Annotated in this window: 7 protein-coding genes; 3 read left to right on the top strand and 4 right to left on the bottom strand. The window is 59.6% G+C overall.

Features of this window, described 5'->3' with window-relative positions; translation table 11 throughout:
• The first annotated feature begins 1 nt into the window (after window position 1).
• From ACQY47_RS24610 to solA, 3 genes are all read left to right on the top strand, one after another.
• The gene (locus ACQY47_RS24610; protein ID WP_017136950.1) at window positions 2-697 is read left to right on the top strand and encodes a DUF1963 domain-containing protein; all 696 of its coding nucleotides are present in this window, start codon (window positions 2-4) and stop codon (window positions 695-697) included.
• 15 nt (window positions 698-712) lie between these two features.
• Window positions 713-1063, top strand: coding sequence for a hypothetical protein (locus tag ACQY47_RS24605; protein ID WP_428552673.1), 351 nt, complete (start codon window positions 713-715; stop codon window positions 1061-1063).
• 360 nt (window positions 1064-1423) lie between these two features.
• Complete coding sequence (gene solA / locus ACQY47_RS24600; protein WP_428552670.1) at window positions 1424-2593, top strand: N-methyl-L-tryptophan oxidase; 1170 nt, start codon at window positions 1424-1426, stop codon at window positions 2591-2593.
• 75 nt (window positions 2594-2668) lie between these two features.
• On the opposite strand, the gene ACQY47_RS24595 is transcribed toward solA, so the two are convergent.
• From ACQY47_RS24595 to ACQY47_RS24580, 4 genes are all read right to left on the bottom strand, one after another.
• Window positions 2669-3295, bottom strand: coding sequence for a glutathione S-transferase family protein (locus tag ACQY47_RS24595; protein ID WP_428552667.1), 627 nt, complete (start codon window positions 3293-3295; stop codon window positions 2669-2671).
• A 118-nt stretch (window positions 3296-3413) separates the two neighbouring features.
• Window positions 3414-9368: a dermonecrotic toxin domain-containing protein gene (locus ACQY47_RS24590; RefSeq protein WP_428552664.1), complete on the bottom strand. Its 5955-nt coding sequence runs from the start codon at window positions 9366-9368 to the stop codon at window positions 3414-3416.
• Between the two features lie 90 nt (window positions 9369-9458).
• Window positions 9459-11516: a methyl-accepting chemotaxis protein gene (locus tag ACQY47_RS24585; protein ID WP_428552661.1), complete on the bottom strand. Its 2058-nt coding sequence runs from the start codon at window positions 11514-11516 to the stop codon at window positions 9459-9461.
• 229 nt (window positions 11517-11745) lie between these two features.
• Window positions 11746-12045 carry a DUF3144 domain-containing protein gene (locus tag ACQY47_RS24580; protein ID WP_017136956.1) on the bottom strand — a complete coding sequence of 100 codons (300 nt, stop codon included), beginning with the start codon at window positions 12043-12045 and terminating at the stop codon, window positions 11746-11748.
• Window positions 12046-12060: the final 15 nt, after the last annotated feature.

Below are 12060 nucleotides of genomic sequence, written 5' to 3'. Positions count from 1 at the left end.
CATGGAAATAAAAGACATCCGGCAACGCTTGGCCAGACCTGCGCTCAAACTGACTGCCGGTGGTTTTCGCCCCGCCGGCACGGATGAGGAAAGCTGGCTTGGAAATGTGTTTCTGTTTAAACCCGATGAAGTCGTTCCGACCAACGACGCAGGGGTACAGTTACTCCCGTACGCGCAGTTTTACTTGCCCAACCTGCCCTTCTATTGCCCAGTGCTTGAAGGGATTCGCGTACTGACAGTGTTTGTCTCAGCGCCTTTTCCCGAACACTTCGAACCGATGGGGAACAACTGGCTGATTCGTGAATATGGGCCGGAAGACCTCTTGGTTCGCAAGCAGCTCTCGGTAGATGGCGCTTTCCTCAAACCCTTCCCATTGAGTGCGGAGGTTGTGCCTGAAGACTTCCCTTTGTGGGATGGCGGCGGCGTGCCTTCCGACCTTGAGGATGAAATACTCAAGCTGGAGCGAACAGGTGCAATTCAAAGCTATTACGACCTGGTGACGCACACCTACGAGCACAAGATCGGTGGTTACCCATCTTTTTGCCAGTCCGGTGTTGATCCGGGTGAGGGCTTTGAGTTTGTGTTCCAGATATCCTCGGACGCGAAAATAAACCTGAACGTCGTAGACAGTGGAAGCCTGATGTTCTGGAAGCACGCCGTCACGGGCGAATGGGCGCTCTACTATGACTTTTATTAAATCTCAGGACCTTTGATGCCCCCAACCAAACGCGACACCGCCCGCCTCGAACGCCGCCTGGTCGCCACGTTGACCGACGCCTGCGAAACCGCCAAGGCTGAAATCCCGGGCTTCGAGTGGCTGACTCACACGGTCGATTACGCCGCGTTCCCGCAAAGCCTGCGGGTGATTTGGGTGTTCGATACGCGGGCCAATAAGGAGCTGGCCCTGGCAAACGGCGCGGACCAACGTATGCGCGAACTGACGGCTGTTGCGTTGCACGACGCCGAAGTGGCCCCCGTGAAAATTGAGCGCTGCGTGAGCTTTGATTGCGAAGAAGCCTGCAACACCCAGCATGGCGGTGATTGGCGGGCACGACTGGCCTGATACTGCGGCGATTCAGGTGTTTCGGCTCGGCAGGTCGCCCGTGTTGATGCCTTCGCAGGCAAGCCAGCTCCCACAGTGATTGTGGGAGCTGGCTTGCCTGCGATAGCTATGGGTATCTACACAACGTTTGAAGGCAGCCAATTTCTCCTGTGGCAAGCCTGCTCGCCACAACAGCCCACCTGCCACAGACTTCGTGTTAACCGGCTATCGCAGTTCAAGCCGGCTCCCACAGGGGATTGCGGGGCGACGAAGATCAACTGTGGGTTTCCTGAACGGGGTACAGGCTACCGCCTTATCCCCATTGTTTTTTCCCACGCCTTAGCCTCAACTACGCCCTCACCTCACACGCGAGTACCAACCTTGGAACGCTATGAATCGCTGGTCATCGGCCTGGGCGCCATGGGTGCCGCCACGGTGTATCAACTGGCAAAAGCCGGTGTGAAAGTCGCCGGCATCGACCGCCACCACCCGCCCCACAGTTTTGGCTCCAGCCATGGCGATACGCGTATTACGCGGCTGTCGGTGGGCGAAGGCGCGCAGTACGTGCCCATTGTGCGGCGTTCGCACGCTATCTGGCGCGAGCTTGAGGCGATGTCGGGGCAGGCGCTGTTTGAGCAGTCGGGGTTGTTGGTGCTCACCTCTCGTGATGACTTTGACCCCAGCGATGCAACCGACTTCACCCTGCGCACCATCGGCCTGGCGCAAACCTACGGCATTGAACATGAGCGGCTGGACGCTGCGCAGATTCGCCAGCGTTTCCCGCAATTTGCCCAGGTGGCGGACAGCGCCATCGGCTATTACGAGCCTGGCGGCGGCTTTGTGCGCCCTGAGCGCTGCATTGATGTGCAACTCACCTTGGCCGAGCAACACGGCGCCACGCTGTACAAGGGCGAGACGGTGACCCACATCAGTTCGGATGTTCACGGCGTGACGGTGACCACCGACCAGCGCACGCTACAGGCCGACAAGCTGGTGGTGAGTGCGGGCAACTGGGCCGGCGAATTACTCGGCGCGCCGTTTGACCGGCTGCTGAGTGTTTATCGGCAACAGCTGTTCTGGTTCGCGCTGGAGCCTGGGGCCGACCTGGTGGGCAAATCCCCCACCTATATCCTCACGCACGAACAAGGTCAGACCCACTATGGGTTCCCTGCGTTGCCCGGCGAAGGCAGCATGAAGCTGGCTACGGCGCAGTACCACACCACGGCCACGCCTGAAACGCTGGACCGCACGGTCTCGGCGGCGCAAGCCCAGGAGATGTACGAACAGCAGGTAAAGGGCCGTATCACCGGCGTGTCGGCCAAAGTGCTCAAGGCGGCGGTGTGTGCCTACACCGTGACGCCGGACCACGACTTCATTATCGACGAACACCCCACGTTGCAGCACACCCTGGTGGTGTCGCCGTGCTCGGGGCATGGCTTCAAGCATTCGGCGGCGCTGGGTGAGGCATTTGCGCAGTGGTGCATGCGAGGGTCGAGTGACCTGGACCTGTCGGCGTTTTCGTTAAAGCGCTTCGAGGGCAATAGCGCTTAAGAATGGGGACACAGACCCGTGGCGAGCGGGCTGGCCCCGCTCGCCACAAGGGGCAATTGTGCCTTCTGGCCTGACCTATTTGGCGAACGCGTATTCCCCGCCCTGCTCCACCGCCTTGCGGTACGCAGGTCGCGCCTGGAAGCGTTGCACCCAGGCCGCCAGGTTTGGATAGGCCTGCAACTTGCCCTGGGCCTTGGCGATTTCACCGATAAAGCTCATCTGAATGTCCGCGCCGCTCAGTTCGTCACCGACCAGATACGGTGTATCCGCGAGCACGTCATTCAGATAGCCCAGGTAGTTGGCCACTTCCGACTCGATACGCGGGTGCAACGGCGCACCGGCTTCACCCAGACGACCGACGTAGAGGTTGAGCATCAGCGGCAGCATGGCCGAGCCTTCGGCAAAATGCAGCCATTGCACATATTTGTCGTAGGTCGCAGAGGCAGGATCAGGTTGCAGGCGGCCTTGACCATGGCGGCGGATCAGGTAGTCGATGATGGCGGCGGATTCGATCAACACCAGGCTGCCATCTTCCATAACCGGGGATTTCCCCAGTGGGTTGATGGCCTTGAGCTCCGGGGGCGCCAGGTTGGTTTTCGGGTCGCGCTGGTAGCGCTTGATCTCGTAAGGCAGGCCGAGCTCCTCAAGTAGCCAGAGGATGCGCTGTGAGCGCGAGTTGTTGAGGTGGTGGACGGTGATCATGGGAAGCTCCGCAGGATAAGCGTGGGTGTCTGGCCATGAGACTACGCCAGCCCAGTGGAGTGCCCACGATTTATTGTGGCAGCCCCTTCACGAGAGGCTGCCCCTCAAGAGCCCGTGATCAGGCGACGGCGGTCAAAAGCACGTCTTTCTTGAGCGCATCTACCAAGCCCGCCATCGTTGCATACCGCTTGCCTTGCAACTGCGGCCAGCGTTCGATAAACAACTGCCCCACCTCGTCACTTTTTATCGGGGTGGTAATAATCTCTCCAGTCCTGGAACGGTGAAGCAGACTGGCTTGGGTGGATGAAGCGTACTCGATCAGGAAGTCACCGATGTTTTTCAGGCGCACGCTCGGCAGGGTCGAAGCGGAAACGGCCGTCAACTGCACATCCGTCTTGAGTGCATGAATCAAAAAATCCAAACTTGGGTAACGCTTTGCTTGCAACTGTGGCCACCGCTCAATAAAGAACTGCCCCTTATCGTCAATTTGAACAGGCGTGGAAATGATATCTCCAGCGTTAGAACGATGGAGCACATTGGCTTGGGTCATTGAAGGCCGCTCGATCAGGAAATCGCCGACACTTCTGATCCATGTACGATCCGCTGCAACCATCGGGCGCGGCGCCGGCGTACCGGCCACACCGACATGCACCTTGAAGTCACTGCGCATGGCCGTGCCCGCGGGCGTCTTGACCCCGCGCTCCAGGATTTCCCAGCCTCCACGGTGCAAAGGCAGTGCATGGTCGGGCGCGACATCGCGTACCGTCAAGCTGACCGCATCCTGCAATTGCGCAATGCCTGGCACGCCCTGATAGATGTCGGCGTGGGCGGTGCCCATGAGTGCGACCCACTTATGCGGCCCCAGTGCCGCCTGATCAGCCTTGATCACCTCATTGGCAAAGTAACTGAACACGCTCTGGCGGGCGTTCAAGTCGTGCATGCCTTTGACGTGGTAGCTGGCGGTACAGTCGAGAGCCCGGACGCGGATGCCCGCCTTGTTCGCCGCTTTGACGACCTTGGTGTAGGTGTTTTTTCCCGTGTAACCGCTCCCCATATGGCCGAGGTCCTGCGCCCTCAGATAGCGCTTGAGATTTTCCGGCATTTTCAGCGTGTTATAAAAAACGTCCAGTTCAAGCTGGTGCAGATCGGTAAGCAGGTGTTCCAGATACAAGGTTTTTACACCCTGCTCTTTCAATAGCTTCATGTATTTAATCAGGAACTGTTTACTCGCCTTATCCGCATGCGCTTCAGCAACAATCAGTCCGCGCTTGAGTTTGTACAGTAGCTTGACGAACGCCTCTTCGCTGGCCACCGCACCCAGTTCGACAAAGGTGGACCGTGCCGGGGGCGTGTAAGTGGCAAAGGCGGCTTTGGCGGCCTTCTCCAAACGATTACGGGTGTTCTTGAACCCCTTGAACGCCGCCTCATACAGGTGCCCAATCCCAAAGCCGTAGCGAGTATCCAAGTCACGGTGCGAGTGCACCATTTCATCCAGGTGCGCTTTAAACGACGCGGGCAGATCGAACTCACTGTAATGGGACGGTGCAGCGGGCGCCGGCACCGCCCTTGAAGGACCCGCCGTCGGCAGCGCTTGCGATGCCGGCGCCATGGTCATCCGGTAATCACCCCGGGACAACGCGGCGGAGGCAGTATCAGGCGAGACGCCCACCGCCTGGCCCGGGGTAACATCCTCCACACGCAGGGCGATGACATTCTGCAAATCGGCCAGCCCCGGCACTTCGTCCGTGCTCCCTATGCGGGTGTGATCAACCAGGGCGATCCAACCATCATCGGGGTCGTTTTGTGAAAGGGCTTTGTGGGAATAGAAGTTCCTGAGTTTGCTGTTGCGTGGGATAAACCGCTCTTGTTCAGACAGCGCCAGCACATGCTCCATATGATAAGAACTCGAGGCGTCCACGCCGTCGATCGCGACCTTGTGCTTGTGGGCTTCAAGCATCAGTTTACGGTAGGTAAAAGGCGCGTCCGCGTCCCAGCCCAAGCCTGCGTCTACCCGCGCCAGATGGTCCTCGACCCGTTTCAAGGCATACGCCACGTCACCCTGGGTTTCGCCGTTGATAATTTTGAGTTTGGTCCGGAAAACATCGGCCGGCAGGTTTTCAACGTAAACGCGCTTGAGCCCTTGCGCTTTCAAGGCTGGCAGGTTTTCGATGAGTAATTGCTTACTGGCAACGCTGGTATTGGATGCGCCAATGATCAGCCGCTTCTTGAGTGGAAACAGGGTGGCAAGCGCAGTAGATGGGCTGGAATCCGGTGCCAGCACCGGCAAGCCGCTACGGTCCGGGCGCGCTGGAGGCGAGGCATAAAACGCGTCCGCGTCTTGAGTCAGGTGTTTCATCTGATCGAGATAGCTGTCGCGTAGAGGCTTCAACTGAAGATAGGCCCCGTCACTTATGCCCTGTGCAATGGCGTCGTCCGGAGGGCTGGTAACGATGCGCACATATTCAAGGTCGAGCGCGCGCCTGAAGTACTTCCCTTGCTCGGGTGCAATCTCGTAGGGCACCAGTAACTCGTCGACCTCTTCGCGCAGTAGCGTATGGCGCCCGCCTCCCGGAGTCGTGAAGCGCACCCAATGGCCATCGCTGTTCTGGTTGACCACACGTGTGGTTGACTGCATTTGCCCGGTGACTGGGTCACGGCGAAACAGCAGATGCCGGCCCAGGGAGTCCGGTGTGCTTTTGATCCAGAACTGCTCGGTATTGAACATCACAGGTTTCATTCCGGCAGCAATGCCGGGGTCAATATCATTGATCAGCGTGGCCTGCTCCAGCACCTTGGTCACCGGCCGCACGCGCAGTGCTTTAAGGGCCGGGCGAAAGTCAAACAGCACAGCGCCGCCCACATTGGCCAGGAAGCCAATGTAGTGTTTCAAGGCTTCGCCCGTGTCACCCTGTTGGTAGGCACTGATAGCGAGCATCGCGTCCTTGAACGCCAGCAAACCACCCAGGCCCAGGCTCAATACGGGAAAAGGGGCAGTGGCGATGGCAGTGACCAGTTCGACGCACGTCCACAGAATCCCCGTGATCATCTCCGTGCGATTGACCGTGGTGGCAACTACATCGTCTATTTTGCGCTGCAACACCATGTTGTAAAAATCATTGCGCGGGTCGCTCACGGTGGTGCCCGGGGTTATCCGGTCATAGCGCGCCGGGCTTGGGGTCGTACGGTCAATCGTTTCGGGCAAGCCATTGCGGGCAGTCTTCAGAAACGCTCCGATCCGTACCTGAGATGGGACCGGCACCCGACCCTGCAGGTAATCCGACACACCGTCGACCTTTTTCAGCCAGTAGTTGAATAGCTTCGCTTCACGAAAACCGATGCCATCGGGTGCGTTGGGGGTGTAGAGCAAAACCGGGTTGCTGGCATGGCTGAACAGGTAGCTGCCTATCACCCAATCGCCGTCAATGCTCAGGCGATGTACCTGATAAGTCGAGCGGGTCGCCGCCGCTGTGTCGCCAAGGCTGTCGATCGCACGCTCCAACCAGGTCAAGTCGGCTCGGGCGATATGACCGCGCAGGCAGCCATCGAGTGCGGCGTACTTCATCTGCAGTTGTGTGATCGTCAAGGTGGCGTCGCGCCGTTTGGCGTAACCGGGACTGCTCGCGCTTTGCAAGTTGGCGCGCACTTCGTCGGTGTAGCGTTGCCCGATCCATACACCCGTCACCGCCCTTGATACGTTCTGCGGGGTCAAACGGCTCAGGTCCACGCCCACCGGCCCGCTGAACGTGGCCGAAGTGGAGAATTTCGGGTCGATGAACCCGACGTTATCCGTGTAACCGTCCCTGTACAGCCGGGTATAGGAAATGGGCTTCGGCGCACCGCCCAGCAACGGCCAGGGCGCCGACACAAACACGCTATCCGGGTCGATATCATTCTGACGGCGACCAAGCAGCGTGTTCAGGCTGAGTTTGGCTTTATCGTGCAGATAGGCATTGAAGGTAATGAAGTTCGCTTCTGAATCGGGCATGGCGTTATAGACGCGCAAGGCACCTGCGGCATCTTCGGCAAGGCTGGTCAACCGGGTTCGGTCCGCCGCCTGGGCTGAGCGATACCACAGCGGGGTGCTGTATTCGTAGTCGTCCTGCGCTGCGCTTTGCCCATGCATGACCAGGGCGTCCAGGCATACCGTGTGGGAGCACACAGGGCCAAATGTCACCTCCTCATGTTCCTTTGCGTCGGGCCTGAAGCCCAAGCCTTTGAGGAACGTGCGCATCTTCGGCCGAAAACGCAGCGGGCATTGCTCCAACAGGTAGTCGCTCATGGTGCGACCCTTTAACCGGGTGTTGTCATCGGCCCAACCGATGATATGCGCCTGGCATTCGAGCTCGGTGGTGAACGCCAGGAACTGTCGCTCACGTGGCGAATCGGGGGTGCACAACAGCAAGCGTCGGATTTGGCCGTTGGCATCTTCCTCGCGCAATAACCACAGGTCTTTGAGTTGCGCGCCATGCAGCAGCACGGTGCGTGCGCACAGGAGCGGGTTCGTACCGGCCCGCAACGTTTCGAACAACCTGTGGTCTGCCGGGCTCAGGTCGCCTCGCAACCGGGCGACAAAGGCAAGCAACACCAGGCGATGATCAAACAGGTCGCGAGTGGCCTGCTTGTAGCCAGTTTCGGCCTGCATTTTTTTTTGCAGCGCGGCATAGTCCAGGCGCGGTTGCAGGCCAGGTTCGCGGAGGATGTGGAGCAGGCTTTGCGCACTCAGAACGGCATGGTCACCTTGCAGTGGCGCGTCGGCATAGGTCAGGGCGGTCGTGGTCAAAAAATCAGAGCCGGGCAACTCGTCGTCGGTATGCAGCCCGTCATAGCTTAATTGCACCAGATTGCGGGTCTGCTCATAGGTGCCGACATTGGCGACGTTGCGTCGGGTGGTGATGTTCAGGTGATGCGGGTCCAGGTCGTAGATTTCCAGCGCTTCGTCCAGATACTCGGTCAACTGGAAACTTGCCAGGGCTTGAGGCGACGCAACAGGCCCCAGCAGCTCGATATAGGTAGCCCGGGCCTGATTGTAATCCTGCATGCAACGACTCAGGGTTTGCTGGTCCGTCGCAGCCGCGTTGCGATACCAATCCGGCAGGCTGTTATAGACGCTGCGCTCGAGTAGCTGTTGGCGCCTGAACGCCAAGCGTGACGACAAGTCTGGCAGCGCTGCTGTCACCGCGTTGTCCAATGCTGACTTGAGCTGCGTTGCCTCCTGCAATGGGTTGTCTACCAGGCTCAATGCCAGTTCGATGTCCTGGCTGCGCTTGTCGATAATCGCGTTGTAGGTGTGTTCGAACAGTGGCTCGCCGTCAATGGGCAGCAATTGCAAGGGCCAGATATCGACGACATCCAGCGTTTGATAACGTACAGGCAAGTGTCGGCAGAACTCCGCTCGACCCGCCGGTAGCGCCAAAGTCGCCTTGAGGCTCTGCTCGAGCTGCACCAGAGAGTCGAAGGCCTCCAGCCCCCTGTTTGGCGTGAACAACAAGACCTGGCCGAGGTTTTCTACCGACGTCAGGTTGTCCACGACTGGGCTGGACTTTCTCGTAAGAACGAAGGCCCCGGCAAATTCCACAGTTTTGTCCTGGTAGCTGAAATTGAGCGAGTACATGCCAGGACGAAAGGTCGGGCCTCGGGAGCAGTCTTCAACCATGCGCTGTTCGGCAGGGCTTAGCAGGTAATCACGCACATCCAGTTTGGCTTGCTGCTCCAACGCGCCAAGACCGGCCGCCTGGGTGAGGTAGCTCTTGCGGCCTTGAATGCCTACCGTGCTGACTTCGTCAAGGCCAAGCAGGTGCTTGTCCAAGTCGGTTTTGAGTTGGGCAAGCAACGTCTTGCCGGCCGCTTGGGTGAGATCTGCCTCCGTCAATGCCTCGAACAAGCTGCGTGACCTCGCCAACAGGACGTTGTTGGCGCTGATGAGGGTGGTGTTCAGTTGTTCCAGCGCATGCAGTTCGGCAGGTAATACGACAGGCTCCTGGGTTTGCGTGCGCAGGCCCGGGTCGATCTCAAGCAGGTGTGTACGAATTTCCTGAAACGTCGGTGACGCGGATGTAGGGCTCGGCGTGCTCATGGGCACGGTCCTCATACTGATGGAATGAACCCTCAGCATGAGACGCAGCCCGAGCGTATCTGCGGTAGATATTGTTGACCTGCCCGCGCGTCAGCCCAATCGAAAGCGCGCCGTGTTATCACTCAGCGCCAGGCTGCCCTTGCGCAAGGTATCGGCCGCCTGATTCACCGCCCGTGCGCCGTCCAGCAAGCGCCCCGCCGCCTGGTCGACCTGCTGGATATTGCCGCTGACCTCATCGGCCGTTGCAGCCTGTTCTTCCACCGCAGCCGCGATCTGCGCCAGGGTGTCGGTGACGTGTTGCACCGCACCGGCAATTTCGCCCAGGCGGGTGCCCAGGCCGGTGACGGATTCGGCGTCGGTCAGTGCCTGGTCGCACGCCGTGCCCATCAGGCTGACCGCCTGGCTGACAGTCGCGCGCAAACTGTCCACGGTGCCGGCGATCTGTGCGGTGGACGCCTGGGTGCGTTGCGACAGGCTGCGCACTTCATCGGCCACCACGGCAAACCCACGGCCCTGCTCGCCCGCACGCGCAGCCTCGATGGCCGCGTTGAGCGCCAGCAAGTTGGTCTGTTCGGCGATGCCGCGAATGGTGTCGACCACCGATTGAATCTGCTGGCCCTGCTGGCTGACCTGTTCCAGGGCGTTGGCGGTGTCGGTCAGGCGCTGGTTGAGCTGTTGGATACTTGCCGTGGTGCGCTGGCTGTCGCGGCTGCTGTCTTCGGCGATGCGCCTTGTGTGCTGCGCGCTGCCCGAGGCTTGTTCGCAACTCTTGGCTACGCCCATGGAGGTGGCGGCCAATTGGGTCGCGGCGGCCGCAATCTGGCTGATTTGGTGTTGCTGGTCTTCCACCTCGGTGAGGGTGCTGCCTGACTGCGCGTTAAGTGTGAGTACGGCAGAACCGAGTTGCTGGGTTTCGTGATTGACGCCCAGCAGGCTGGTGCGCAATTGCACCACGGCAACGTTGAGCGCCCGGCTGATGGCCGCTAATTCATCACGCCCTTCTACCGCCACTTCGACGCACAGGTTACCGTCGCGCAACGACTCGGCCAGTGTGGTGATGCCACTGGCGCTGCGGCGAATCGAGGCTTGCAGACAGGTAAACAAGTACAACGCGGCCAGGGCCAGCAGGCTGAACGTCGCCGCCACCGGAATAAAGTGCTGGAGCGAGCGCTCGCGGTAGTCACTCAGGCGCGTATCCAGTGAGTTAAGCGACTGGCTGCGCAACGCCCCCAACGCGCCCAACATGCTGTCGACGCTGCGGTCGAAGGCGGCGGTGTCCAATTTGATGGTGCCGCCAAACACGCCTTCATCCAAGGTTTTTAGTTCGTTATCCAGAAGCAGCAGGCTGCTGTCATATTGCGCCGTCCACGGCTCGATCCCAGGATATTGCTTGGCTTTGAGCGAAGCGGCGGCCTTGGCCAATTGGTCACGTGCATCGCCAATACGGCCGCGCAGGTCGCGCATCTGCAAGCGGCTTTGCAAGGTGAACTGCCCCGAAGCGATGGACGACTGGCCGACGCTGGCCGTGCGACCGATGCGCTCGATCAGGTCCGGGGTGTGCTGGGTGGAGATCTGCATCAGCAGGTAGGTTTCCAGCCACGGATCGAGGATCAGGCCAGTATCCAGAGTGATTTGCTCGCGCAAGGTTTGCAGCGCCGTCAACGCAGCAGTGAAACGGTCGTAGCCGTCCGGCCACCAGCCCACGGTGCGCAGGGACTGGGTGTCCATGCCCTTGACCGCCGCCTGCAATGCCTCGAACCGCGCAAGCGTGTCGGCGCTGGCGTTGCGGGCTTTGAGTGCTTCACCCAAGCCTTGCAGGCTTTGCATAATCATCGGGTTGCCTGCATCCACTTTGTCCATTGCTGCCTGGGCGGCAGGGGTTGGGGTGTGGAGGATATCCAATGCTTTCCAGCGCGCGGCCAGGTTGCGTTGCGCAGTCAATTGGCCATCGAGCGTGTCCAGGGCCAGCAGTTGGTGCACGCCGGACTGCTCGCTGGTAATCACGTTCAATTTGCCGCGATAGTCCGAGCCAATCATCCAGAGGCTCCCGGCCAGGGGCAGCATGAACAGGAAAAACAGCACCTGGAATTTGCGCGCAAAACCGAGACGGCCGAGCAAATGAATACCGGGTGATAAAAGAGTGTGCATGGCCGACCGCTCCCAAAAACAAGCTGGAAATGACTAGAAGCAAAATGCCATGTCATTGATTAGCTTGGTTCTAGCAAGATACGGGCCGTTGCAGGAGGGGCCGGAGATAGGCGGTGCGGCAATCAAAAAGTGCGCGGGCGTGCGCAAAAACGGGGCAAAAACACTCAATGACGAGAGTGAAACGGTAACTGTGGGCTGCCCAGCACACAGCCCCTCCCCCACCACCCTCTTAGTCCGCCACTTTCACCCGCATGTACTGACTGAAATTATTGATGTGATCATCCAGGTTATCCTCAAGCATCATCCTGTACTGATCACAGAAATACTTCAGCATCGCCTCACGGGCCTCGGCCATCTCGGCGCCGGACTTGAAGTTGCGGGCGCTGGCCCAGGCATTGAAGCGCGTGGTGCCGAACATCATCGAGGCGCTGACCTCACCGAGGTTTTCACAGGTCTTGAGCTGCTCGTTCGACAGTTCGATATGCGCATCTGCGCGGTCGTAGAAGGCTTGGTCGGTGGTCTCGGCCATGGCAGGGTTCCTGGG

The organism is Pseudomonas edaphica, from assembly GCF_965277385.1.
In the GTDB taxonomy this organism is placed as follows: Bacteria; Pseudomonadota; Gammaproteobacteria; order Pseudomonadales; family Pseudomonadaceae; genus Aquipseudomonas; species Aquipseudomonas edaphica.
The sequence above is the reverse complement of the archived record's forward strand: the minus strand, read 5'-3'. Positions and strand labels throughout refer to the sequence as shown.

What these genes read in the sequence shown, in the direction of transcription:
- ACQY47_RS24610 (WP_017136950.1), top strand. Translation starts at nt 2, where the DNA reads ATGGAAATAAAAGACATCCGGCAACGCTTGGCCAGACCTGCGCTCAAA.
- ACQY47_RS24605 (WP_428552673.1), top strand. Translation starts at nt 713, where the DNA reads ATGCCCCCAACCAAACGCGACACCGCCCGCCTCGAACGCCGCCTGGTC.
- ACQY47_RS24595 (WP_428552667.1), bottom strand. Translation starts at nt 3,295, where the DNA reads ATGATCACCGTCCACCACCTCAACAACTCGCGCTCACAGCGCATCCTC.
- ACQY47_RS24590 (WP_428552664.1), bottom strand. Translation starts at nt 9,368, where the DNA reads ATGAGCACGCCGAGCCCTACATCCGCGTCACCGACGTTTCAGGAAATT.
- ACQY47_RS24585 (WP_428552661.1), bottom strand. Translation starts at nt 11,516, where the DNA reads ATGCACACTCTTTTATCACCCGGTATTCATTTGCTCGGCCGTCTCGGT.
- ACQY47_RS24580 (WP_017136956.1), bottom strand. Translation starts at nt 12,045, where the DNA reads ATGGCCGAGACCACCGACCAAGCCTTCTACGACCGCGCAGATGCGCAT.